Origin of the sequence: Nitrincola salilacus (assembly GCF_046271865.1) — a bacterium.
GTDB classification, from domain to species: Bacteria; Pseudomonadota; Gammaproteobacteria; order Pseudomonadales; family Balneatricaceae; genus Nitrincola; species Nitrincola salilacus.
Genome location: NZ_CP176580.1, coordinates 3,894,408 through 3,917,772, shown reverse-complemented (window position 1 = coordinate 3,917,772; position 23,365 = coordinate 3,894,408). Strand labels below are relative to the sequence as shown.

22 protein-coding genes are annotated in these 23,365 nt (G+C 53.4%); 14 read left to right on the top strand and 8 right to left on the bottom strand.

Going from position 1 to position 23,365, the window contains the following annotated elements; all coding sequences use genetic code 11:
• Window positions 1-43: 43 nt before the first annotated feature.
• From ACK3CJ_RS18085 to thiO, 3 genes are read left to right on the top strand one after another with little or no spacing between them, the layout of a single operon-like run.
• On the top strand, window positions 44-493 hold the full coding sequence (locus ACK3CJ_RS18085; protein WP_409523602.1) for a PilX N-terminal domain-containing pilus assembly protein: 450 nt from the start codon (window positions 44-46) through the stop codon (window positions 491-493).
• Window positions 490-1,077: a GspH/FimT family pseudopilin gene (locus ACK3CJ_RS18080; protein ID WP_409523601.1), complete on the top strand. Its 588-nt coding sequence runs from the start codon at window positions 490-492 to the stop codon at window positions 1,075-1,077. The genes ACK3CJ_RS18085 and ACK3CJ_RS18080 overlap by 4 nt, the downstream gene beginning before the upstream one ends.
• 42 nt (window positions 1,078-1,119) lie before the next feature.
• A complete protein-coding gene (gene thiO / locus ACK3CJ_RS18075) occupies window positions 1,120-2,220 on the top strand; it encodes a glycine oxidase ThiO (RefSeq protein ID WP_409523600.1) in 1,101 nt (366 codons plus the stop codon).
• Between the two features lie 3 nt (window positions 2,221-2,223).
• Here the strand turns inward: thiO and ACK3CJ_RS18070 are convergent, their stop codons facing one another.
• From ACK3CJ_RS18070 to ACK3CJ_RS18050, 5 genes are all read right to left on the bottom strand, one after another.
• Window positions 2,224-2,799, bottom strand: coding sequence for a DUF3299 domain-containing protein (locus tag ACK3CJ_RS18070; RefSeq protein WP_409523599.1), 576 nt, complete (start codon window positions 2,797-2,799; stop codon window positions 2,224-2,226).
• Window positions 2,800-2,878: 79 nt separating this feature from the next.
• Complete coding sequence (locus ACK3CJ_RS18065; RefSeq protein ID WP_409523598.1) at window positions 2,879-4,135, bottom strand: ABC transporter permease; 1,257 nt, start codon at window positions 4,133-4,135, stop codon at window positions 2,879-2,881.
• Window positions 4,132-4,845, bottom strand: a complete 714-nt coding sequence (locus ACK3CJ_RS18060; RefSeq protein WP_409523597.1) for an ABC transporter ATP-binding protein — start codon at window positions 4,843-4,845, stop codon at window positions 4,132-4,134. Before ACK3CJ_RS18060 ends, ACK3CJ_RS18065 begins: the two co-directional genes overlap by 4 nt.
• Window positions 4,838-5,440: a DUF2796 domain-containing protein gene (locus ACK3CJ_RS18055; RefSeq protein ID WP_409523596.1), complete on the bottom strand. Its 603-nt coding sequence runs from the start codon at window positions 5,438-5,440 to the stop codon at window positions 4,838-4,840. Before ACK3CJ_RS18055 ends, ACK3CJ_RS18060 begins: the two co-directional genes overlap by 8 nt.
• Window positions 5,441-5,622: 182 nt before the next feature.
• Window positions 5,623-6,597 carry an outer membrane protein assembly factor BamD gene (locus ACK3CJ_RS18050; protein WP_409523595.1) on the bottom strand — a complete coding sequence of 325 codons (975 nt, stop codon included), beginning with the start codon at window positions 6,595-6,597 and terminating at the stop codon, window positions 5,623-5,625.
• Between the two features lie 136 nt (window positions 6,598-6,733).
• On the opposite strand from ACK3CJ_RS18050, the gene rluD reads away from it, so the two are divergent.
• The 4 genes from rluD (at window position 6,734) to ACK3CJ_RS18030 (ending at window position 12,200) form a co-directional block, all read left to right on the top strand.
• Window positions 6,734-7,702 (top strand): 23S rRNA pseudouridine(1911/1915/1917) synthase RluD, encoded by a 969-nt coding sequence (gene rluD, locus ACK3CJ_RS18045; protein WP_409523594.1) that lies wholly within the window; start codon window positions 6,734-6,736, stop codon window positions 7,700-7,702.
• Window positions 7,699-8,445: a peptidoglycan editing factor PgeF gene (gene pgeF, locus ACK3CJ_RS18040; RefSeq protein ID WP_409523593.1), complete on the top strand. Its 747-nt coding sequence runs from the start codon at window positions 7,699-7,701 to the stop codon at window positions 8,443-8,445. Before rluD ends, pgeF begins: the two co-directional genes overlap by 4 nt.
• A 166-nt stretch (window positions 8,446-8,611) precedes the next feature.
• Window positions 8,612-11,182, top strand: coding sequence for an ATP-dependent chaperone ClpB (clpB, locus tag ACK3CJ_RS18035; RefSeq protein ID WP_409523592.1), 2,571 nt, complete (start codon window positions 8,612-8,614; stop codon window positions 11,180-11,182).
• A 181-nt stretch (window positions 11,183-11,363) separates the two neighbouring features.
• Complete coding sequence (locus ACK3CJ_RS18030; RefSeq protein WP_409523591.1) at window positions 11,364-12,200, top strand: 23S rRNA (adenine(2030)-N(6))-methyltransferase RlmJ; 837 nt, start codon at window positions 11,364-11,366, stop codon at window positions 12,198-12,200.
• Window positions 12,201-12,210: 10 nt separating this feature from the next.
• On the opposite strand, the gene ACK3CJ_RS18025 is transcribed toward ACK3CJ_RS18030, so the two are convergent.
• Window positions 12,211-12,477 (bottom strand): hypothetical protein, encoded by a 267-nt coding sequence (locus ACK3CJ_RS18025; RefSeq protein ID WP_409523590.1) that lies wholly within the window; start codon window positions 12,475-12,477, stop codon window positions 12,211-12,213.
• 405 nt (window positions 12,478-12,882) lie between these two features.
• On the opposite strand from ACK3CJ_RS18025, the gene ACK3CJ_RS18020 reads away from it, so the two are divergent.
• Entirely contained in the window at window positions 12,883-14,604 is a 1,722-nt protein-coding gene (locus tag ACK3CJ_RS18020; RefSeq protein WP_409523589.1) for an acetolactate synthase 3 large subunit, read from the top strand.
• The gene (ilvN, locus tag ACK3CJ_RS18015; protein ID WP_151705136.1) at window positions 14,604-15,095 is read left to right on the top strand and encodes an acetolactate synthase small subunit; all 492 of its coding nucleotides are present in this window, start codon (window positions 14,604-14,606) and stop codon (window positions 15,093-15,095) included. The genes ACK3CJ_RS18020 and ilvN overlap by 1 nt, the downstream gene beginning before the upstream one ends.
• Window positions 15,096-15,204: 109 nt before the next feature.
• On the opposite strand, the gene ACK3CJ_RS18010 is transcribed toward ilvN, so the two are convergent.
• Together ACK3CJ_RS18010 and ilvY are read right to left on the bottom strand one after the other, a co-directional pair.
• Entirely contained in the window at window positions 15,205-17,028 is a 1,824-nt protein-coding gene (locus ACK3CJ_RS18010; RefSeq protein ID WP_409523588.1) for an SLC13 family permease, read from the bottom strand.
• 111 nt (window positions 17,029-17,139) lie between these two features.
• Window positions 17,140-18,045, bottom strand: coding sequence for an HTH-type transcriptional activator IlvY (gene ilvY, locus ACK3CJ_RS18005; RefSeq protein WP_409523587.1), 906 nt, complete (start codon window positions 18,043-18,045; stop codon window positions 17,140-17,142).
• Window positions 18,046-18,211: 166 nt separating this feature from the next.
• On the opposite strand from ilvY, the gene ilvC reads away from it, so the two are divergent.
• The 5 genes from ilvC to ACK3CJ_RS17980 all read left to right on the top strand — a co-directional run bounded on the left by ilvC (window position 18,212) and on the right by ACK3CJ_RS17980 (window position 23,004).
• Window positions 18,212-19,228, top strand: a complete 1,017-nt coding sequence (ilvC, locus tag ACK3CJ_RS18000; protein ID WP_409523586.1) for a ketol-acid reductoisomerase — start codon at window positions 18,212-18,214, stop codon at window positions 19,226-19,228.
• Between the two features lie 244 nt (window positions 19,229-19,472).
• Entirely contained in the window at window positions 19,473-20,456 is a 984-nt protein-coding gene (locus ACK3CJ_RS17995; RefSeq protein WP_409523585.1) for a patatin-like phospholipase family protein, read from the top strand.
• A 71-nt stretch (window positions 20,457-20,527) separates the two neighbouring features.
• Window positions 20,528-21,313, top strand: coding sequence for a CDP-diacylglycerol--serine O-phosphatidyltransferase (gene pssA / locus ACK3CJ_RS17990; protein ID WP_409523584.1), 786 nt, complete (start codon window positions 20,528-20,530; stop codon window positions 21,311-21,313).
• A 60-nt stretch (window positions 21,314-21,373) separates the two neighbouring features.
• On the top strand, window positions 21,374-22,378 hold the full coding sequence (gene msrP, locus ACK3CJ_RS17985; RefSeq protein ID WP_409526616.1) for a protein-methionine-sulfoxide reductase catalytic subunit MsrP: 1,005 nt from the start codon (window positions 21,374-21,376) through the stop codon (window positions 22,376-22,378).
• Window positions 22,369-23,004: a sulfite oxidase heme-binding subunit YedZ gene (locus tag ACK3CJ_RS17980; RefSeq protein WP_409523583.1), complete on the top strand. Its 636-nt coding sequence runs from the start codon at window positions 22,369-22,371 to the stop codon at window positions 23,002-23,004. The genes msrP and ACK3CJ_RS17980 overlap by 10 nt, the downstream gene beginning before the upstream one ends.
• Window positions 23,005-23,365 lie beyond the last annotated feature (361 nt).

The following is a 23,365-nucleotide window of genomic DNA, read 5'->3' as shown; positions in this document are numbered from 1 at the left end:
GATAATGCCAGGAGGCTGGAAAGGCTATGAAGGGAGAAAAGCCATGAAGCGAGAGAAGGGTATAGCGCTGCTGACGACGATGATAATTATGGCCGTGATGCTGATCATGGCATTCGGTGCCACAGCCGGTAGTCTTTTGCAGGAACGGATGTCGGCCAATCAGCGCTTCAAAATTCTGACCGATACCCTGGCAATGGAGGGTGTCATGAGTGCTCAGGCATGGCTGCAGCTCGATGATGAACATTGGGGTGAAGCTGATGATGCATGGTTCACCCCACAGGTACAGGCAATCAATGAGGGAGTGGTGGCCGGTACGATCACTATAGATCCTGATCTGGTGATCTGGCAGACGAATGAAATAGAGATGGTGGTTGCAGGGGAGCTGCAATCTCTGGAGGGCGAGGTGATGGCCGAAACTCGGCTGCGCGTTCGTTTTGTCCGGGCGATGGAGGGGCAACCTGTCGCAATGGTCGGCTGGAGTGAGTTGCCATGAAGTCATTATCAATAAAACAATCGATTGAGTCGAAAAAACTGACTACACAGCAAGGTCTGACACTCTGGGAGCTGATGACCAGCATGGCGGTACTGGTGGTACTTTACAGCGTTGCCCTGCCTGCTTTTTCGCAGATCCTTCAGAATGCCCGTCAAGGAGCAGCTGTTGAGCAATTACATAATCTGCTTGCACTGGCGAGAATCGAGTCGGTGACGCGGCGGCAGCAGATTTCAGTGTGCCGATCCTTCGATGCTCAGCTCTGTGCCGGAGCGGCGAAAAACGGCCTGTCTGAGGGCTGGCCTTATGCGCTGATGTTTGTGGATACCGAGCGTAACAGGGTATTTGATCCGGAGCAGGACCGCTTGCTCAGAGTGTCCAGCCTGCCTGACATTCCTGTCAGTTGGAATCGTGGGGACAGCCTGAGCTATCAGCCGGATGGCAGTCTGAGTGGGGGTTCGAACGGTACTTTTCGTGTCAGTACAGCTCAGGGTGATCGGGTAGAGGCGTTGATTGTTTCACTGGCAGGGCGTGTGAGGCGTGAGCGCAACCAGATAGTGGCAGGTGAACTGGTTCTCAAACCCTAAACGATGCAAAATAGTCTGATTCCAGACAGATGTGAGTGAGAGATGAGCGATATACTGATTGCCGGTGGCGGAGTCATCGGCCTGATGCTGGCACGTGAGCTGGCGCAGGCGGGAGCCAGTGTGACATTGGTGGAGCGTGGGCGTTGTGCGCGTGAGTCTTCCTGGGCGGGCGGAGGTATTGTCTCTCCGCTCTACCCCTGGCGTTACAGCGACCCAGTGACACGCTTGGCGACCTGGTCGCAGACCAGTTATGTGCATCTGGCCCAGGAGCTGTTTGCTGAAACAGGCTGCGATCCTGAATTGCGCCAGAAGGGGATGCTGATGGTGTCGGTGCATGATGAGGATAAAGCGCTGAGTTGGGCGTCGGCTTATCATCGTCCATTGATGCGGGTAGACAGCGCTTTCATCTATGCACGTGAGCCAAACCTGGCGCCCGGTTTCGACTCTGCCCTGTGGATGCCTGAGGTAGGCAGCATACGCAATCCTCGGCTGGGCAGAGCTTTGCGTACCAGTGTCGAGCAGCACCCGCTTATACAACTCCATGAAGAAACTGAGGTAACGGGATTCATTCTGCAGGGCGAGCGTATCTGTGGTGTCAGAACAGCACATGGAGATGTGCGGGCTGAACAGACAGTGGTAGCAGGTGGAGCCTGGAGCTCAGAGTTGCTGTCATCGCTGGGCTTGAAAATACAGGTTGAGCCAGTGAAAGGTCAGATGATGATATTCAATGCAGCGGTTGGTTTGATCGATCGGGTGGTGATGCTGGATGGGCGCTATCTGATTCCGCGTAATGATGGTCAGATTCTGATCGGCAGTACGCTGGAGCATGTCGGATTCGATAAAAGCACGACTGACGCGGCAAGAAAGTCACTGCATCAGTCGGCATTGTCGATAGTTCCTGCACTGGAGCAGTGTCCGGTTGCACATCACTGGGCGGGGTTGAGGCCGGGTACTCCTGAGGGTATTCCTTATATCGGAGCCGTGCCGGGTGTTGAGGGGCTACATCTGAACTGTGGACATTTCCGTAATGGCCTGGTGCTGGCGCCTGCGTCAACACGCCTGCATGCGGATCTTCTGTTGGGGCGCTCACCTGTTATCGATCCGCAGGCATACTCACCTGTGGGACGTTTACAGGCGCTCTGAGGGCTACTCGATCAGCATATCCTCATCGCCGTATTCGTAGGGCTCGATCTTATAGGCTTCGATCCGATATCCGGCGGTTCCCATGTCATGGCTGAAGGTTTCTGTGGTCAGCAGCCCGCTGATCCAGACCGCATCATAGAGGCTTTCGACCCGGGTGCCTGGCTCAAAATGGATATCAATGATCTGGTTTGATGGCGGCGGTGGCACATGGATGCAGGCCCCGAAATAGGGAACCAGAAAAAAGCGCGACACAGTATCTTCACTATACTCCAGCGGTACGACAAAGCCCGGGATTCTGACCATTTTCTGATCCAGTTCCGGGACAATCGGCGCAGAGGCCAGTACGCTCATCATGTTGTCGAGCATTTTATCCGCTTCCGGGCTGGCGTCATCCATGATGTCCAGGGAGTTCAGATCGAAATCTCCGAACAGATCCTCCAGTGAGAGGGTATAGTCTTCCGGCATCAGCTCATCCCAGGTCATCTGTACCACCGGTTCGCCATTGATCAGGGTGCTGCTGGCTGTTCCCGGGAGGATCAGCAGCAGTGACAGCAGAATGGCATTGAAAAGATGACGCATGGAAAACCTCTTGGATAGTTGCTGAATGTCGGCCTGTCGAACGGCCTTGGTGCCTCTGGTACGACCTTTGGTAAGATCCTCAGGTACGAGGTGTCAGACCGTCAGCCAGAGTATACCGATAAGCCCGCCAGGCGGGTATGCTGCCGGCCACTATTCCGGCAAGTTGTATCGCACCGAGCAGTAACCACTGGGTTTTACCTGGCCACTCCAGGCTCAGAAATAAGCCATGCTCAAGCGCAAGCCAGTTCTGTGTACCGGCTATCAACCCATAGAGCAGCAGTACGCCCAACAGGCTGCCCAGTAGCGTCAGTAGCATCGCCTCAAACAGCAGCAGAAACAGTATTCGCCCCGGTCCTGCTCCGACAGCGCGCAGAACGGCGAGTTCCCGGCGGCGCTCATTCAGGCTTGCCAGCAACAGGGCGAGCATCCCGGTCAGTCCGGCAAAGACCACACAGGCAGATATTGCCAGCAGGGTGCGCTCGGCAATGGAAAGTACTTGCCACAACTCCTGCAGTGCGACACCGGGGAGAATCGCCTGCAGGGGTTCGGCACGGAAGTTGTTAATCGATCGCTGCAGGTGGAAGGTGTTGACACGAGACTTCAGTCCAACCATAAAAGCGGTGATCTCACGGGGTGTCAGGTCGCGCTCGCGAGCCTGATCTGCTGTGATCTGCATGCCGGGGATTCTGACGCCGGCACGCCAGTCGAGATGCATCGCTTCATAGCCTTGCAAGCTGACCAGCAGAACGCGATCGACCGGTGTGCCGGTGGGTTCGAGAATACCGCTGACCTGAAAGGGTTTGTCCTCGTGGGCGCTGAAACTGGCTCTGCCCAACCCGTGATTGACGACGACTTTATCACCCAGCTGGTACTCAAGCGCACGAGCGACCTCGGCACCAAGGACAACATCGAATAAGTCATCAAATGGCTCGCCAGACGCAAATGAGAGGTTCTGCTGGCGGCCGTAGCGGAAATGGGTGAAGTACTGATCGCTGGTACCCAAAACACGAAATCCACGATGCGAATCGCCCAGTGCCAGCGGGATAGTCCAGTCGACCATATCCGATTCTGCAAGCTGCTGATAACTGCTCCAGCGGATATTGCTGACAGGGTTGCCGATATTGAATACGGAGTAGAGCAGCAGGGGTAAGGATCCGCTGCGGGCACCTACCACCAGGTCGGTGCCGGAGATAGTGCTGAAAAAGCCTTCGCGCGCATCCTGGCGCAGCTTTTCTACACCCAGCAGCAGTGTCACGCTGATGGCGATGGTGATCAGTGTCAAAAGAGCGGTGCCACGTCTGTTCCATAGACTCAGTAGTGCCAGACGCAGAATCATGCGGCACCTCGCTGATTGATCTCACTCAGACTGACGACTCTGTCAAAATGATGGCTCAGAGATTGATCGTGGCTGACAAACAACAGGCTGCTGTGATTCTCTCTATTCTCGCTCAGCAGCAGGTCGAGGAAATTGTCGCGGGTGTCGGCATCCAGTGCCGAGGTGGGCTCATCGGCAATGATCAGTTCCGGCGCGCCGATCAGCGCTCTAGCCGCTGCTACACGTTGTTGCTGGCCGATGGAGAGCTCTGCAACAGGGGGAGAGTCCTTCAGCATCTCCTGCAGCTGCAGTCGTTGCAGCAGGCGATGGGCTTCTTTCTCTGGCGAGCCACTGCGCTGAGTGGCAGCAGCAGCGCGCTTGGATGAAAAGCGACAGGGCAGGATGACGTTGTCGATCAGGTTCAGATAGGGTAGCAGGTTGAATTGCTGAAACAGCACACCGATATGGTCGGCCCTGAACTGATCACGACGTCTCTGACTGAGCTTGCCAAAATTACTGCCATGCAGTGTCAGCTCACCGCTGTTGACCGATAGCACTCCTCCTATCAGATTCAGTAATGTGCTTTTGCCACTGCCTGATGGTCCCTGCAGAAAAAGCTGCTCACCTTTGCCGAGGATGAAGTGGTCGATGTTAAGCAGCGGCGCTTGCTGTTTCCAGGCAAACGTCAGCTGCTTTATCAATATTGCCGGTCTCAGTTCGGTATCAGTCAAGATGCAGCCTGTTGTTCTCTGGTGTCAGTGTCAGCCCCTGCTGTGCACTGGATGTAATCACCTGCGTGGTGATGCTTTCCAGTGTCGGGAAGTGCTGGAAAAGTGTGACACTGATCTGTGCAAGTTGTTCCGGGTTCTGGCATTCGAACGCGTATTCTGCCCGAATTTCACTGTGTCCTGATTCATGTTCGTGTTTATGGTCGTTATCGTGCTTGTGATCATGTTCATTCTTATGATCATGCTCGTCTTCATGATCGTCTTCGTCATGAGATCCATGATCTGCAATCAGCTCATGCTGAAGGGTGACGCTGTTCAGTGCACAGTTGGCATTTTTCGGCAGAGTCCACAGGGTTTCGGCATGGCCCAGCTTTTGTTCCATCTCCTTGACTAAAGCGATGCTCTGTTCGTCTTGGGCCTGATCCTCAAAGCCAACAATATCAGCAGCCGGTGATCTGAAGTGCGCCTGCAGGCTGTTGCCATCCAATACTATATCAAGCTGAGCCATGCCATGAACATGGGCTCCCAAAGGGGCGTGGTCACTATCTGCCAGGGCAAGGGATGTGGCCAGCAAAAGGGGAAGTGTCAGTAAGCGCATTAAAAACTCCATATATCAGTTGTCTACAATTGTTATAACATAACAATTAGCTGTTCGCTTGCCAACCTCCAACTGCTGACCATGTCAGTGGGATGTGACTGCTGAAGTCGGGTTGAGTTTAAAAAAAAGCCGCATAAGCGGCTTTTGATCGTATCCTGCAGGCACGCGGCTTGAGTGCTGGATTATTCCTGTGCCTTTTCTTCTGCCTCGACAGGCTTGCCATCATCTCCAAACGCGCCGAAGGAGAGACGGTTCAGCCAGGAGCGTTTGCCCTGTTCCGGCTCGCTTGTCACTGCGCTGCTTGACTGACCTGTGTGAGTCGTCGGTCTTGCCGGAACTGCTGGCTCACTGTCTCCCAGCAGGCCGAAGGTTGCTGTGTAGAGCAGGCCGCGGTTTGCAGTGCTGAAAGAACGTATCTCGTAATCAGGGAAGTTCAATCTGAGTACCTCAAGCGAGCTTTCGGCAAGATCAGTCATACCCAGGCGAGTGTAGGCCTCGGCCATGACTGCGAGTGCGTCCGGAACCGCTGGTGTTTCCTGCAGATTTTCGACAACGAAGCGACCACGGTTTGCCGCTGCAATCCAGGCTTCACGTTCCATGTAATAGGATGCAACATGAATTTCATAGGTAGCCAGGCGGTTTTTCAGATACTGCATACGGCGCTGTGAATCAGGGGCGTACTCACTGTCGGGGTAGCGATTGAGCAGTATTGCAAAACTCTCGAAGGAGTCCAGCGCGGCACCCGGATCGCGCTGCGATTCGTCAAGTGGCAGAAAGCGCGCCAGGAATGAGCGATCTTCCTCAAAGGAGGTCAGGCCCTTCAGGTAGTAAGCGTAATCAATGTTGTCATGGTTCGGATGCAGACGAATAAAGCGGTCAGCAGCTGCTCTCGAAGCCGCAGGCTCATTGTTGCGATAGTAGGCGTAGATCAGCTCAAGTTGAGATTGCTCTGAGTAGCGTCCGAAGGGGTAGCGTGCCTCGAGCAACTGCAGTTTTTCTACCGCAAGGCTGAAACTGTTGTTATCCAGAGCCTCCATTGCGTCATCATACAGCACCTGCTCCGGGATATCGGGAGGGATTTTGTCACCACCAAACCATGAGCATGCCGACAAAAGACTGATCAGAGCGAGAGCGCCAAACACTTTGACGAGTTGCATATTGCTTAATCCTGAGATTGTGTCCGATTCCAGCGCATCGCGAAGGATTCAGTTATACTGTGTGAATAAATTTCCGGTCTATTTAAACACAACCGGAAGCCAAGCCAAAACATCCTCATGTATAAGATTGAAATTGATGTCAGAACAGGTTGAGTTAAGTGCACAGGTTCCCCACGAAATGTTCGGTATGCGACTGGATCAGGTGGTAGCCCAGTTATTTCCGGACTACTCCCGTTCCAGACTGCAGAGCTGGATCAAAGATGGGCAGTTGACGGTGGACGACAAGGTCCTCAGGCCACGGGACAAGCTCTCGGGTGGTGAGCAGATCAAGGTCAGTGTACTGCTGGAGGTGCAGGAACAGCATGCCCCACAGCTGATTCCACTGGATATCGTGTATGAGGATGAGCATATCCTGTTGATCAACAAACCGAGTGGACTGGTGGTTCATCCGGGAGCGGGTCATGCCGATGGTACTCTGCTGAATGCGTTGCTGCATCACAGCCCTGAGATCGGCCTGGTACCGCGTGCCGGCATCGTGCATCGTCTGGATCGTGAAACGACCGGACTGATGGTGGTGGCGAAAACCATTACTGCGCAGACTGATCTTGTGGTGCAGTTGCAGGAGCGGACCATGGGGCGTGAATATGAGGCTGTGGTTAATGGTGTCATGACGGGTGGCGGTTGTGTCGACGAGCCGATGGCGCGGCACAGCAAAAACCGACAGAAGATGGCTGTTGTCGGTGTCGGCAAGGAAGCGATCACCCATTACCGCGTGATGCAGAAGTTTCGCGCTCATACCCATATCCGGCTCAAGCTGGAAACTGGACGCACACATCAGATTCGTGTCCATATGGCGCATATCAACTATCCTCTGGTCGGTGACCCACTGTACTGTGGACGTTTCCGTATTCCCAAAGGTTGCAGTGATAAGATGTTGGCCACGCTACGCGCTTTCAGACGCCAGGCCCTGCATGCCAAAAAGCTGGAGCTCTGGCATCCGGAGACAGGTGAGAAGATGAGCTGGGAGATAGATCTGCCGGATGATCTGAAACAACTGCTGAGCGTGTTGAAAAAAGATGTTTCGGAGCTGGATTACAACCTATGAAACTGATTCGTGCCAGTTGGCCTGCGCCTGCACATATTCACGCCCTGACAACAACGCGGCTGGATGGTATCAGTCGTGCCCCGTATGCCGAGCTGAACCTGGCCGATCATGTCGGGGACGATCCGCTGTCAGTACGCGAGAATCGTGAAATTCTGAAGCAGGCTCTGGGGCTGAAGCAGGAGCCGCAGTGGTTGCAGCAGGTGCATGGTACCCAACTGGTCGAGGCACGGTCAGATGTTCAGGATGTACCGGAAGCAGATGCCTGCTGGACGGATCAGTCTCGTCTGGCCTGTGCCGTACTGACGGCTGATTGCCTGCCGGTACTCTTTACGGATCGGACAGGTTCGCGTGTGGCAGCCGCTCATGCCGGTTGGCGTGGACTTGCTGCCGGTGTGCTGGAGCAGACCTTATCGGCATTTGAAAACCCTGAGGATGTGTTAGTCTGGCTTGGACCAGCGATCGGCCCTCTGGCTTTTGAGGTGGGCGATGATGTGCATCAGGTTTTCTGCAATCAATTCCCCGAGGCCGAGTCGGCCTTCAGTGTGTCTCCGACATCAAAGGATAAGTGGCTGGCGGATCTTTACAGGTTGGCCACTATCCGGCTGCAAAAAGCGGGTGTCAGTGGAGTGTTCGGTGGCGAGTTCTGTACTTTCAGCGGTCGTGAATACTTCTACTCCTACCGTCGAGAGGGTGTTACAGGTCGCATGGCCAGCCTTATCTGGATTGACTCCCACCTCAGCTAGAGCTTCCTGGCACTTAAGCAATAAAGACTGATCTGGATCAGTTGATTAATTAATGACCACTTGAATTGTGGTTATATGCACCCCATCTAATCATCGTACTCAATGAACTCCACACCGACCGTCCAAATGTGTTGGTGCGTGAATCACAAGTGATCAGGAGAGGGCGATGCGACCCGATAAATTTACTTCAAAACTTCAGGATGCTCTGGCCGAAGCTCAGTCTCTGGCCATAGGCAAAGATCATAATCAGATCGAACCGATCCATCTGCTGGCTGCTTTCATCAATCAGCGCGGTGGCTCGATTCGTCCTCTGCTGGGCAAGGCCGGTGCAGAGCTCAACAGCCTGACCCGCAAGATCGGTGAGGCGCTTGATCGTCTACCACAGGTGCAGAGTCCGGATGGCGAAATTCGGCTGTCGCAGAATATGGCGCGTCTGTTCAATGTCACCGACAAGCTGGCTCAGCAGCGTGGCGATCAGTATATCGCCAGCGAACTGATGCTGTTGGCGATGATCGAGGCGAAAACCGATGCCGGCAAACTGCTGCAGGAGTGTGGCATCACTGCGGCACGTCTGACCGCCTCCATTGAAGAGATGCGTGGCGGTGAGTCGGTGCAGGATCCGAATGCCGAAGAGTCGCGTCAGGCACTGGATAAGTACTGCGTGGATCTGACCGAGCAAGCTGAGTCGGGCAAGCTGGATCCGGTCATCGGCCGTGATGACGAGATCCGCCGTACCATCCAGGTGTTGCAGCGTCGTACTAAAAACAACCCTGTGTTGATTGGCGAGCCCGGTGTGGGTAAAACCGCGATCGTCGAAGGGCTGGCGCAGCGTATTGTGAATGGCGAGGTGCCGGAAGAGCTGAAGCGCAAGCGTGTGCTGTCGCTGGATATGGGCGCACTGATTGCCGGAGCCAAGTTTCGCGGTGAGTTCGAAGAGCGCCTCAAGGCAGTGCTGAATGAGCTTTCCAAGCAGGAGGGGCAGATCATCCTGTTTATCGATGAGCTGCATACCATGGTGGGAGCGGGCAAGGCTGAGGGTTCGATGGATGCCGGCAATATGCTCAAGCCTGCGCTGGCAAGGGGTGAGCTGCATTGCGTCGGTGCCACTACGCTGGATGAGTATCGTAAGTATGTCGAGAAGGACGCTGCCCTTGAGCGTCGTTTCCAGAAAGTGCTGGTCGATGAGCCGAGTGAAGAGGACACCATTGCCATACTTCGCGGCCTTAAAGGGCGCTATGAGGTGCATCATGGTGTCGATATCACCGATTCGGCGATCATCGCGGCGGCTCAGCTGTCACAGCGCTACATCGCAGACAGACAGCTGCCGGATAAGGCAATAGATCTGATTGATGAAGCGGCCTCTCGCATTCGTATGGAGATCGATTCCAAGCCGGAAGAGATGGACAGGTTGGAGCGCCGTTTGATCCAGCTCAAGATGGAACAGGAAGCGCTGAAGAAGGAAACCGACGACGCGTCACGTAAGCGTCTGCATGAGCTTGAGCAGGTGATCGGCAGGTTGGAGCGTGAATACTCCGATCTGGAGGAGGTGTGGAAAGCAGAAAAAGCCACGCTTCAGGGATCACAGCAGATCAAGGAGCAACTGGATCAGGCGCGTGTCGAGATGGATCAGGCGCGTCGTGCCGGTGATCTTGGACGCATGTCTGAGCTGCAGTACGGACGCATTCCCGAGCTGGAGAAGCAGCTTAAGGCCGCCGACGAGGCAGAGCCTCAGGAGACCCGACTGCTGCGTAACAGAGTTACCGAAGAGGAAGTGGCCGAAGTGGTCTCGCGCTGGACGGGGATTCCGGTCAGTAAGATGCTGGAGGGTGAACGCGACAAATTGATGCGTATGGAGACAGCCTTGCATGCACGCGTGGTCGGGCAGGACGAGGCGGTCGTGGCGGTGTCCAATGCCGTGCGCCGCTCACGTGCCGGATTGGCAGACCCGCATCGACCCAATGGCAGTTTTCTGTTTCTGGGACCAACTGGTGTGGGCAAGACTGAGTTGTGCAAGGCGCTGGCGCATTTTCTGTTTGATACCGAAGAATCGCTGGTGCGGATCGATATGTCTGAGTTCATGGAGAAGCATTCCGTGGCCCGGCTGATCGGTGCACCTCCCGGTTATGTCGGTTATGAAGAGGGTGGTTATCTGACTGAAGCGGTGCGTCGCAAGCCCTATTCGGTGCTGCTGCTGGATGAGATCGAGAAGGCGCATCCGGATGTGTTCAATATTCTGCTGCAGGTGTTGGAGGATGGACGTCTGACCGATGGTCAGGGGCGGACGGTGGATTTTCGCAATACCATCGTTGTCATGACCTCCAACCTCGGCTCTGATCTGATTCAGAACTTCTCGGATGATGACGATTATGAGCTGATGAAATCGGCAGTGATGGAAACGGTAAGCACTCACTTTCGACCTGAGTTGATCAACAGGATTGATGAGGTGGTGGTATTCCACAGTCTGCGTCGTAATCAGGTGGCGGGAATTGCCCAGATACAGCTGGATCGTTTGCGCAAGCGTCTGGCAGAACTCGATATGACACTTTCACTGACTTCAACCGCGTTGGATAAGCTGGTAGAAGTGGGTTTTGAACCAGTCTATGGTGCAAGGCCGCTGAAGCGGGCTATTCAACAATGGATCGAGAACCCGCTGGCGCAGGAGATCCTGTCGGGACGCTATGCGTCGGGTGATGAGGTGGCGGTGGATGTCGAAGCTGGAAGTTTCGTCTTCCGCTGATTCAGAGCCGATCCGGTATATGTGCCGGCCTGGGCTTAGGTTCGGGACTTAAGTACGGGGCTTAGGTTCAGGACTTAGGTTCAGGACTTAGGTTCAGGGCTTTGGCTCTGGCCATGGTGTTTGGGAATAGGGGGCGGAAACTGTTAATATACAGCCGCCCCTATATTCTGGATCGCACATCATGCTCAGCTATCTTCATGGTTTTCATGCCGGCAACTTTGCCGATATCCACAAGCACTTCATTCTCTCCTGTCTGTTGCAGTCGCTGAACCGCAAGGCCACACCCTGGAACTATCTCGAAACTCATTCCGGTCGTGCGATCTATGATCTGGAGAATGAGCAGGCGCTGAAAACCTCTGAATTCAAGGAGGGGATAGTGCGACTCTGGGAGCAGCAGGATCTGCCCGAGCAGGTTCAGCCCTATCTGGACAGTGTGCGGCAGTGGAATCCAGATGGATCATTGAAGCAATACCCTGGCTCGCCCTCGATTGCTGCCGGTTTTGCCCGTGAGCAGGATCGCCTGCATCTGATGGAACTGCATCCGACTGAGTTTGATGTGCTGAAACGTACCTTCCGCCGCGATGAGCGGGTGGCTGTTCATCACCGCGATGGTTATGAGGGGGTGCTGTCATTGCTGCCGCCGACACCTAATCGCGGATTGGTGCTGATCGACCCCTCTTATGAGGTCAAGTCGGAATATGATCAGGTGGTGTCATTCATGCTGGCCGCGACAAGGCGCTGGCCTAATGGTATCTATGCCATCTGGTATCCATTGCTCGGTGCCAGACGCTGGCAGGAGATGTTGGATGCGCTGAGTCGTTCGGGTATCAGGAAAATACTGCGCTCAGAAGTGGAGATCGCACCTGAGGCAGAGCGAGGGATGTATGGCAGTGGCATGCTGATCATCAACCCTCCCTGGCAACTGGATCAGCAGTTGGAGGCTAGTCTGCCCATGCTCAAGGATAGTCTGGAGCAAGGGCAATACTCGACACTGTGTGACTGGTTGGTGCCGGAATAAGGCGTGTCTGCTAGTAGAGCGCCTGCTCGTCGCGCACGGCTTCTTTCAACACATGCAGAAACAGACGGTCGGCGTCGCTGAATTCGATCGGGATCTTGACGCTGGTCGTGGAAGACAGCTCATCGGCAATCAGTGTGTCGGCGTCCTTCTTGTCGATATGCTTGCGGGCAATCATTAGCGCCTGCTCACACAGCTTCGGATCGGCCAGAACCTTGCGAATAAAGCGCATCAACTCGTTGATGACTCGCTCTTTGTTTTTAATCTCAGAAATACTCATACAGCTGTTCCTCTGGCTTTTTTGCGCAATTATATTGCATTCAGCGTAGCCTTTCTTCGTCAGAGTTAAAACATTTTGTTTTATGGTTGATCAATCTTGGTGCGGATGAGAAAATGACCGGCTTCCTTCAGGAACCTTTTCGCCTGTGTGCTTCAGGAAATCCCGACAGCACAGGCAGAAAGCATTACCCGGCTTAAGTCTCAGACAGGTCTGGCAGTCTAAGAGATCCTTTTTCTGTTCAGCACCCGAGTACAGGCAGTCCGTTTTCGGCGCACTCTGACCATGGGGCGGCGAAATCAGTGCCAGGCTGTGTGAATGCAGCCGCACAGGTTTGTGCTCACGATGCAGAATCACAGAAACTGTTAATCGTCGGTAGTTCGCCGACGTATGTAGAGGATACACGAAGTGGAATTACTTTCAGGCGCAGAAATGGTGGTACGCGCTCTCCGAGATGAGGGGGTGAAATACATCTATGGTTATCCGGGTGGGGCACTGCTGCATGTCTATGATGCACTGTTCCAGCAGGAAGATGTCCAGCATATCCTGGTGCGCCACGAGCAGGCAGCAACTCACATGGCTGATGCCTATGCCCGTGCGACCGGTAAAGCTGGTGTCGCACTGGTGACATCCGGTCCTGGTGCGACCAATGCGATTACGGGTATCGCTACCGCCTATATGGACTCGATTCCGATGGTTGTCATCACCGGTCAGGTCATGAGCTATCTGATAGGTGAAGATGCTTTCCAGGAGACCGATATGCTGGGTATCTCCCGGCCGATCGTGAAGCATAACTTCAGTGTCACGCGAGCTGAAGATATTCCAGAGATCATCAAGAAGGCGTTTCATATTGCGGAATCCGGTCGTCCCGGTCCGGTCGTGGTCGATATCCCCAAGGATATGACGGCGCCTACCGAGCGTTTTCCCTATGAATACCCCAAGAGTGTCAAGCTGCGCTCCTATAGCCCTGTCACCAAGGGGCACTCCGGCCAGATCAAGAAGGCTGTGGATATGTTGCTCGGTGCCAAGCGTCCGATCATCTACTCGGGTGGTGGTATCATCATGGGTGATGCCAGTGCCGAGCTGATCGAACTGGCGCAGTTGCTGAACTGCCCTGTCACCAACACGCTGATGGGACTGGGTGGTTATCCCGGTACGGATCGTCAGTTTGTCGGTATGCTGGGGATGCACGGCAGCTACGAAGCCAACATGACTATGCACCACAGTGATCTGGTGCTGGCGATCGGCGCACGTTTTGATGACCGCGTCACCAACGCAACCGATAAGTTCTGTCCGACAGCACGTATCGTGCATGTGGATATCGATCCGGCTTCCATCTCCAAAACCATTCAGGCTGATGTCCCTATTGTAGGGCCCGCCAAAGTGGTGCTGGAGGAGATGATCCAGTTGGTGAAGGCGAGCAAGAAACAGCCGGATGCTGAAGCACTCGCCTCCTGGTGGAAGCAGATCGATGAGTGGCGCTCGCGTCACGGTGGTCACTACCGCACCGACGACTCCGAGCTGATGAAGCCGCAACAGGTTATCGAAATGCTGTCCAAGGTGACCAACGGTGATGCCTACGTCTGCTCCGACGTGGGTCAGCATCAGATGTTTGCCGCACAGTATTATAAGTTCAATAAACCCAATCGCTGGATCAATTCCGGTGGTCTGGGCACTATGGGCTTTGGTTTTCCTGCTGCGATGGGGGTCAAGATGAACTTCCCGAATGAGGAAGTTGTGTGTGTGACCGGTGAAGGTAGTATCCAGATGAACATTCAGGAGCTGTCCACCTGCAGTCAGTATGATATTCCGGTCAAGATCATCTGCCTGAACAACCAGTCACTGGGTATGGTGCGCCAGTGGCAGGATATGAACTATGAGGCTCGCCATTCTCACTCCTATATGGAGTCCTTGCCGGACTTCAAGAAGTTGGTTGAGGCTTATGGGCATGTCGGCATGAAGGTGGAGAAGTATTCAGACCTGGAAAATGCGATGCGTGAAGCCTTTGCGATGAAGGATCGCCTCGTGTTCATGGATATCATGGTTGATCCTTTCGAGCATGTTTATCCGATGCAGGTACCGCGCGGTGCGATGCGTGATATGTGGCTGAGCAAGACGGAGAGAACCTGATGCGACATATAATTTCTGTTCTGATGGAAAACGAACCAGGTGCACTGTCGCGGGTTGTTGGCCTCTTTTCACAGCGTAACTTCAACATCGAATCGTTGACAGTCGCGCCGACCGAAGATGCGACCCTGTCGCGCCTGACTGTAACCACTATCGGTGACGATCGTGTGATTGAGCAGATCACCAAGCAGTTGAACAAACTGATTGATGTGGTCAAGGTGGTGGATCTGACTGAGGGTGAGCACATCGAGCGTGAGCTGATGATGATCAAACTCAAGGCCAGTGGTCAGATGCGCGCCGAGATCAAACGCACGGCGGATATCTTCCGCGGTCAGATCATCGATGTCACACCGACGACCTATACCGTGCAGATGATCGGCTCCAGTGAAAAACTGGATGCCTTCATCACCTCTCTGGGGGCTGCCAGTATCATGGAAGTCGTGCGTTCCGGGGTGTCCGGTATCGCGCGTGGTGAGAAGGTACTCAGTCTCTGATTGCCTGATCGATACTGAAAAAAAACCGCCCTCTTTATGGGCGGTTTTTTTATGTCTGACATCTGGTCAATGTGCCGGAAAAACTCTTGAAACGTCAGGCGTCAGCGGTTCAGTTGAAAGGAAATAGCATTGGCGTCAGCACCAGTGTGATTACCAGAACAATAAACTGCAGTGGTAGTCCGACTTTGGCAAAGTCCGAGAAGCGATAGTTACCGGGAGCCAATACCAGTGTGTTGACGGGGGATGCGATTGGCGTGGCGAAGGCGGTTGAAGCAGCTATCGCTACCGTCATCATAAAGGGTTCCGGGTTCAGCCCTATTCCTTGCGCGGTTGCCAGTGCAATCGGAGCGACTAGAACTGTGGTAGCGGTGTTGGAGATAAATTGGCTGAGAAAAGAGGTCAGTATAAACAGCCCGGCGCATAGCAGGAGAGGGCCGCTGTCACCGTAGTTGGCGATCAGGTGATCCACCAGATACATCAGTGAACCGCTGGTCTCCATGGCCAGCGCGAGCGGAAGCATGCCCGCAATCAGAATCAGACTGCTGCCATTCAAGGAGCGATAGGCTTCATTCATCGTGACACATCCGGTCAGAATCATGGCCAGGGCGGCGACCATGATTGCTGTCAGGTTGGGTAGCAGGCCGGTGGTCATCAGTACCAGCATCAGCAGCATAATGCCGATCGCAATCGGTGCTTTTTCTGCATGGGCCGGAATTTCCGTCATCTCCGACGGTGTTTCCAGTACGACCAGCTCGCGACGGCTTTCAAGGGCCTGAATATCTTCCCAGCGACCCGCCAACAGTAATGTATCGCCTGCCTCCAGTGCAGTGCTGGCAAATGAAGCTTTCAGAGACTCACGATGGCGTCGAACACCAATGACATTGAGCCCGAAGCGCTCTCTGAAACTGCCCTCCTTGATGCTGCGGCCGGTTAAGGGCGAGTCAGGGGGGAGCATCACTTCAGCCAGGCCGAACTGTTTGTAGAGTTGTTCTATCTCCTGCTCGGGAAAGCCCAGAATACTCAGCTCCATCTCTTCACACAGTCGATCAATACACTCCCGCTCACCATAGACCAGAAGTGTGTCCTGGTTTTGCATGCGCGTGTTGATCAATACCGGCTTTAATGGCGAGATCAGTCGGTTCAGGTGTTGCATCGCGATGACGGTGACTTCGTATTCGGTACGCAGAGCAGCTTCGCTGAGGGTTTTTCCTGCCAGTTCACTATCTGCTTTGATTTTCAGCTTGTAGAGATGCTGACTGATACCGTAGCGTTCGGCGAACTCTTTCAGACCCGGGTGGCTATGTTCAGGATCGCGAACCTCACTGACAGGTAACAGGCGGCGTGCTACGAACACCAGATAGAAGGTGCCAACCAGCAGGATCACAGCGCCAATCGGTGTGAAGTCAAAAAAGTTGAAGGGCTCGAATCCTGCTGCACGCATCTGGCCACTGACAATGATATTCGGTGGCGTGCCGATCAGTGTCAACATGCCACCAATCAGGGATGCAAAAGCCAGCGGCATCAGTAGGCGAGATGGCTGCATGCCTGATTTACGAGCCATGCTGAGCACAACAGGAATCAGTAATGCAACGGCCCCGGTGGAGCTCATGAACGCAGACAGCAGGGCGACGGTCGGCAGCAGAAATAACAGCAGCCGGGTTTCACTGCTTCCCCCGACTCTGAGCAACCAATTGCCTGCGGCTGCCGCGACTCCGGTGCGAAAGAGGCCTTCGCCGACAATGAACAGGCCGGCGATCATGATCACGATGGACTCACCAAAGCCTGACACAGCCTGGATCGGAGAGATGATGCCAGAAACGGCGAGTGCGACCACTACCATCAACGCGATCACATCCATGCGGATTCTGTCCTGTACAAATAGCAGGATAGTGGTCAACAGCAGTGCAAAAACAAACAGCATTTCACCCGTCATGATCGAACCTGTTCTCCAGCAGTTCAAAAAAGGAGCGTGATGATGCCGTCTATCCTGACTGATCACCATGATCCAGCGCAAGAGCGCAAGGGATCGGCTTTGTTGAGATGATCATCCCGGCAATACTGTCGGCTCTGGCGCAGACTCTGACCAGAAAGCCTGAATAAGCGGGCTCTTCAGTTTTTTATCCAGTGCAAAGAGGCCAACCTCGAAAGGCGGAAGCTCTGGTGTCACGGACAGAATATGAACACGATCAGCAAGAGGACTGTTCTCCAGCACAATCAATGGCACGATGCCAATACCAAACCCGAGGCTGACCATACTGACGATCGCTTCATTGCCGGCGACCTGTGCATAGATCAGCGGCTTGATCCCGAGAGTGCGAAACCATTGATCGGTGCGTTTTCGTGCCAGACCCTCTTCGGACAGAATCATCGGTATCTGTGACCAGTGAGATGCATCGGCCAGGCCTGACAGGTCCTGTGTCATTGTCTGGTCCTGAGCGGGCCCGATGAACACCAGGGGTGAGATGGTGATAGGACGAAAGGCGATATCGCTGGCAAGCTGATCTGGTCGTGCGCCGATCGCAATATCCTCAACTTCACGCTGAACCCTCTGCACGGCATGAGCCGGGTCACCGGTGTGCAGCTTTATCTCTATCTTTGGGTACTGGCGCCGGAAGCGGTTGAGAATCTCATACAGAAAACTGTAGCTGGCGGTGACAGAGCAGTAGAGGCTGATCTCTCCCTGCAACTCGTTGCTCTCAACAAGCAGCGAGTTTTGCAAACTCTCCCAGCGTTGCAATGTGTCACGGGCGTAGTTTTGAAAGAGAGCTCCTTCGGGGGTCAGTTTGACACTGCGGTTGTCGCGATAAAAAAGCGTCGTGCCCAACTGGTCTTCGATCTGCTTGATGGTTCTGCTCAGTGTTGAAGGGCTGACATGGCACAGAGCGCTGGTGCGCCCGAAGTGCAGTGTTTCAGACAGGCTCAGAAACAGCTTCAGAGGTTTGGTGTCCATGGTGGTCTGTGTTCCATAATTCGCAACATGATGTTGCAAATATATCATTTTACGAAATGCGCTGAATAGCCTATTGTTGCCAACATGATTCATGAGGCAGACGCGGGAATCTGTGTTCTGTCATCTGAGCAGACCTTTTGATCAACTTGAATAACCGGATACGAAAATGAAAATTTATTACGATAAAGATTGTGACCTCTCCCTGGTTCAAGGCAAGAAAGTAGCCATTATCGGTTACGGTTCACAGGGCCATGCGCATGCCAATAACCTGAAAGATTCAGGTGTGGATGTGACTGTGGGTCTGCGTAAGGGCTCCAGCTCCTGGTCAAAGGCTGAAGCAGCAGGTTTGAAAGTATCTGAAGTGCCGTCTGCTGTTGCCAATGCTGATCTGATCATGATCCTGACTCCGGACGAGTTCCAGTCACAGCTGTACAAAACTGAGATCGAACCGAACCTGAAGCAGGGCGCAACTCTGGCCTTCGCACATGGTTTTGCCATTCATTACAACCAGATCGTTCCACGTTCTGATCTGGACGTTATCATGATCGCTCCCAAGGCGCCTGGTCACACAGTTCGCTCCGAATTCGTCAAGGGTGGTGGTATTCCTGATCTGATCGCTATCTTCCAGGATGCTTCCGGTTCAGCTAAAGAGCTGGCGCTTTCTTACGCTTCTGGTGTTGGTGGCGGACGTACCGGTATCATCGAAACATCCTTCAAGGATGAGACTGAAACCGACCTGTTCGGTGAGCAGGCTGTTCTGTGTGGTGGCTGCGTTGAGCTGGTCAAAGCTGGTTTTGAGACGCTGGTGGAAGCCGGTTACGCGCCTGAGATGGCTTACTTCGAATGTCTGCATGAGCTGAAACTGATTGTCGACCTGATGTATGAAGGCGGTATTGCCAACATGAACTACTCCATCTCCAATAATGCCGAGTATGGTGAGTATGTTACAGGCCCTGAGATCATCAATGACCAGTCACGTGAAGCGATGCGTAACGCACTGAAGCGTATTCAGAGTGGTGAATACGCCAAGATGTTCATCAGCGAAGGAGCTCTGAACTACCCATCCATGACCGCGCGTCGTCGTAACAATGCTGCTCATGAAATTGAGCAGGTTGGTGGCCGTCTGCGTGAGATGATGCCATGGATCACTGCCAACAAACTGGTTGATAAAGAGAAGAACTGATCTCTCAGTCAGGATGTTGAAGAAACCCGGTCGGCTGTCTGAAAGCCTGCCGGGTTTTTTTGTTTATGAGGGTTAGTGTCATAAAAGATTAATTTATTTTAGTTGTTATGCAGGTGGTATAGAGTCTGGCCTGTAGAGCTTTCCTGACGTTTTTTATCAGTGATCAGATAATCAGTGCAATGAACTTCGGCCTCATACAGGCATCTGATGAAGCTATACTAAGACTAATGATTAGGGAGGCGCTATGAGTAAATTGACAATATGTCTGGCTTTACAGGGAGGCGGCGCACATGGAGCCTTTACCTGGGGTGTACTGGATCGGCTGCTGGAGATGGATCGGCTGAATATAGCCGGTGTCAGTGGTACCAGTGCGGGTGCCATGAATGCAGTGATGCTGGCGGCTGGCTGGATGAGTGGAGGTGCGCAGGGAGCTCGTGAAATGCTGAGCAATTTCTGGGAACAGGTGGCAACACCCGCTCACCTCAGTGATCAGGGGCAGGCCAGTGTTACGCAGTGGTGGCAGAGCTTGTCACGGCATCTTTCTCCCTATGACCTTAATCCTTTTGATATCAATCCACTGCGCGAAATTCTGGATGAATCAATCGATTTCGAAAAGCTGCAGAGGGAGTCACCTGTCAAGCTGTTCATCGCTGCGACTGAGGTTGAAACGGGAGCCTTGCGCATTTTTCGCGAAACAGAGCTGACTGTATCCCACCTGCTGGCCAGTGCCTGTCTGCCAAGATTGCATAAAACGATAGAAATAGATGGGCGCCATTACTGGGATGGCGGATATTCGGCAAACCCTATATTAACGCCGCTGATCACGGAGTGTGGAGCTAGAGATCTTCTGACCATACTGTTGCAGCCACTGGAAAGAACTCAGATACCTGTTTCGGCGCAGCAGATTGATGAGCGTGTCAGCGAACTGATATTTCAGTCCGGATTCATGCGTGAGTTGGCGGCGGTTACGCTGCTGCAGGAGTATATGCGCTCAAAACCCTGGTTGATCGGGAGTCGGGAGAGGCGCTTACGTCGAGCCCGCCTGCATCTCATCGGTCCCGATCTGCAGCTGATGGGGATGCAGAGTGTCAGTAAATTCGACACCCGCAGAAGCTTCCTGATGGAGCTCAAGCAGATGGGTCGAGAGCAGGCCCAGGGCTGGCTTGATGATAAAGGTGCTGATCTTGGTCGGGCATCAAGTTGGCATCCTGAGTTGAAAATGGGGTAATGCTGTTGGGTATGATGGCCAATCTGAAGTAGAATGATCACTAAAACCTTGTTAAGCGTATCAGTAACCCTATGACAGATCAGCATAAACACGACTCAGAAGAGCAGGAGCAGGCAGCCACTACCTGCGACGCGAAAGCCAGGAATAAACCGCATAAAGGGGTTTATCTGTTGCCCAATCTGTTTACTACGGGCGCCCTTTTTTCAGGCTTTTATGCCGTGGTTGCGGCGATGGGCGGGCGCTTCGAAGCAGCAGCCATCGCGATATTCGTGGCCATGGTGCTTGATGGGCTGGATGGTAGGGTTGCGCGCATGACCAATACGCAAAGCCCGTTTGGAGCAGAGTACGACTCACTTTCGGATATGGTCTCTTTCGGTGTGGCACCCGCTCTGGTGGCGTTCACCTGGGCTCTCGGTGACCTCGGCAAACTTGGCTGGTTTGCGGCTTTTCTCTATGTTGCCGGAACCGCACTGCGTCTGGCGCGCTTTAATACCCAGATAGGCTCGGTTGATAAGCGCTACTTTATCGGTTTACCAAGTCCGGCTGCGGCCGCTGCGGTGGCTGGTTTGATATGGGTTTGTACCGCATTCGCCATAGATCCGGATGATATCGTTTACCTTGTCGCACTTTATGTTGCGCTGGCTGGCGTGTTGATGGTCAGCAATGTTCTCTACTACAGCTTCAAAGATGTCGATTTCAGAGACAAAGTTCCATTCATCATACTGGCTGCTATCGTGTTGGTTATTGCCGTGATATCGATCAGCCCGCCACTTTTCCTATGGGTACTGTTTGTGGTCTATGCTTGTTCCGGACCCGTACTATGGTTGTTGCGACGTAAGCGTCATTTGGCAAAGTAGTTTTGTGAACTCTTGCGTCTGATTCAGTCTAATTTTTGAGGCTAACCAAGAGTTGCGATGATGCTTATTAATAAACCGTCCGACATCAAATCCTCCGAAATCACACCAGAATCGGTTTATCGCCAGCGGCGGCTGTTCATGAAGAGCGTTGCCGCAGGTGTTGCCATGCTAGCCAGTCCTTCCTTGCTGGCCATTCCTGACTATTCCAAACCGAATGATCGTCATTATCCGGGGCCTGACTGGTTGCAGCAGATGATACGGCAGGGCAGTGACGAACGTGTGTTCGCGACTGACGAACCGATGACGCCTTATGAGGATGTGATCGGGCATAACAATTTTTACGAGTTCGGTATTGGCAAGCGCGATCCTCTGGAGCATGCGCAGGACTTCAGAACTGACCCCTGGAAGGTAGAGATCAGCGGTGAGGTTAATAAACCAGGTCACTATACGCTTGAGGATATCCTGAAGCCACATACCCTTGAGGAACGAATATACCGCTTGCGTTGTGTCGAGGCCTGGTCGATGGTGATTCCCTGGATCGGATTTTCTCTCGGTGATCTGCTCAAGCGCTTTGAGCCAACGGGTAATGCGCGCTATGTCGAGTTCGTCACACTGCATGATCCTGAGCAGATGCCGGGGCAGCGCACCTCGTTCAGTACAATCAAATGGCCGTATGTCGAAGGGTTGAGAATGGATGAGGCGATGCACCCGCTGACTATCATGGCCGTGGGTGTATATGGTGATGCTTTGCCACCGCAGAATGGTGCACCGTTGAGGCTGGTGGTGCCCTGGAAGTATGGATTCAAGAGCATTAAATCCATAGTAGCCATACGTTTCCATGAGCAGATGCCAGATACCAGTTGGAATCTGGCTGCGCCGAATGAATATGGCTTCTATGCGAACGTCAATCCGCAGGTGGATCACCCGCGCTGGAGTCAGGCAACTGAGCGCCGTTTGCCTTCACCCTTCTTCAACCCCAATCGCATCGATACGCAATTATTCAATGGCTATGCTGAAGAGGTGGCTTCACTTTACCAGGGGATGGATCTGCGTCAGTGGTTTTGAGTGATCTGACCGGGCAGAGATGGTTTGGCTATCTGCGCTGGTGGTTGGTGTTTATCGGCTGCCTGCTGCCGTTGGGCTGGATGACCTGGGCCGCTGTGAATAACCATCTTGGTGCAGATCCAGCGCAGGAGCTGGTACTGCTTCTCGGTCTCTGGGCCATGCGATTTCTCTGGATGACACTGGCTGTCACCCCGTTGCGCCAGCTACTGGGGTGGGGATGGTTGCAGCGATTTCGCCGCATGTTGGGTTTATATGCGCTCTTCTATGCGTTATTGCATCTGCTCGCATTTCTGACGTTTATTCTGGGCTGGAGAGCTGATCTGATTCTGGTCGAGCTATCCAAGCGCTATTATATTGTTGCCGGACTGGCTGCTCTGTTGTTGCTTATCCCCTTGGGGATTACGTCGACACAGGGTTTTCAGCGGCGTCTGAAAAAGAACTGGCTCAGGCTGCATCGCCTGAGTTATCTGGCCGCAGTGCTGGTGCTGGTGCATTACCTGATGCAGATACGGGCAAGCTATGCCGAGCATCTTTTTTACGGAATACTGCTGTTACTGTTGCTGGGTTATCGTGCGGTAAAATGGCAGAAGAAAAAGAATTCAAAAATATCTGCAGCGAACAGTTGACTTAAATCTCAGCCTCTGTAGAATTCGCCTCCTCGATTGAGGTGCTGGCCCGCAAGGGAACAGTCACCGGGATGAGTTCACAGTAGTTAAGCATTTGTTTTTGAATTGTTTTAAGTGAATTTATCGGTTGTTGAGTGAGTGCGCGGATCGACATGAAAATGATCGAAAAGCTGAAAAAACTCCTTGACAATGAGTCGGCAGGCGCTAGAATATGCGCCTCGCTTGAGACGAAACTCAAGCCGCTCTTTAACAAGTTGATCAGGTAATACAAGTGGGCGCTTGTCGAGGTTAAGCACACAAGCTTAATCAGACAAGTAACCTAAATTCATTTAGTGTTGTTTTTGTCTGAGCATGCATTAAG

Excerpts from the sequence above, each read along its gene's own strand:
- ACK3CJ_RS18085 (WP_409523602.1), top strand. The coding sequence starts at position 44 with ATGAAGCGAGAGAAGGGTATAGCGCTGCTGACGACGATGATAATTATG.
- ACK3CJ_RS18080 (WP_409523601.1), top strand. The coding sequence starts at position 490 with ATGAAGTCATTATCAATAAAACAATCGATTGAGTCGAAAAAACTGACT.
- pgeF (WP_409523593.1), top strand. The coding sequence starts at position 7,699 with ATGAAACTGATTCGTGCCAGTTGGCCTGCGCCTGCACATATTCACGCC.
- ACK3CJ_RS17995 (WP_409523585.1), top strand. The coding sequence starts at position 19,473 with ATGAGTAAATTGACAATATGTCTGGCTTTACAGGGAGGCGGCGCACAT.
- ilvY (WP_409523587.1), bottom strand. The coding sequence starts at position 18,045 with ATGGACACCAAACCTCTGAAGCTGTTTCTGAGCCTGTCTGAAACACTG.
- ACK3CJ_RS18025 (WP_409523590.1), bottom strand. The coding sequence starts at position 12,477 with ATGAGTATTTCTGAGATTAAAAACAAAGAGCGAGTCATCAACGAGTTG.
- ACK3CJ_RS18010 (WP_409523588.1), bottom strand. The coding sequence starts at position 17,028 with ATGACGGGTGAAATGCTGTTTGTTTTTGCACTGCTGTTGACCACTATC.
- ACK3CJ_RS18065 (WP_409523598.1), bottom strand. The coding sequence starts at position 4,135 with ATGATTCTGCGTCTGGCACTACTGAGTCTATGGAACAGACGTGGCACC.
- ilvN (WP_151705136.1), top strand. The coding sequence starts at position 14,604 with ATGCGACATATAATTTCTGTTCTGATGGAAAACGAACCAGGTGCACTG.
- thiO (WP_409523600.1), top strand. The coding sequence starts at position 1,120 with ATGAGCGATATACTGATTGCCGGTGGCGGAGTCATCGGCCTGATGCTG.
- msrP (WP_409526616.1), top strand. The coding sequence starts at position 21,374 with ATGCTTATTAATAAACCGTCCGACATCAAATCCTCCGAAATCACACCA.
- rluD (WP_409523594.1), top strand. The coding sequence starts at position 6,734 with ATGTCAGAACAGGTTGAGTTAAGTGCACAGGTTCCCCACGAAATGTTC.
- ACK3CJ_RS18050 (WP_409523595.1), bottom strand. The coding sequence starts at position 6,597 with ATGCAACTCGTCAAAGTGTTTGGCGCTCTCGCTCTGATCAGTCTTTTG.
- ACK3CJ_RS18070 (WP_409523599.1), bottom strand. The coding sequence starts at position 2,799 with ATGCGTCATCTTTTCAATGCCATTCTGCTGTCACTGCTGCTGATCCTC.
- ilvC (WP_409523586.1), top strand. The coding sequence starts at position 18,212 with ATGAAAATTTATTACGATAAAGATTGTGACCTCTCCCTGGTTCAAGGC.
- clpB (WP_409523592.1), top strand. The coding sequence starts at position 8,612 with ATGCGACCCGATAAATTTACTTCAAAACTTCAGGATGCTCTGGCCGAA.
- pssA (WP_409523584.1), top strand. The coding sequence starts at position 20,528 with ATGACAGATCAGCATAAACACGACTCAGAAGAGCAGGAGCAGGCAGCC.
- ACK3CJ_RS18055 (WP_409523596.1), bottom strand. The coding sequence starts at position 5,440 with ATGCGCTTACTGACACTTCCCCTTTTGCTGGCCACATCCCTTGCCCTG.
- ACK3CJ_RS18030 (WP_409523591.1), top strand. The coding sequence starts at position 11,364 with ATGCTCAGCTATCTTCATGGTTTTCATGCCGGCAACTTTGCCGATATC.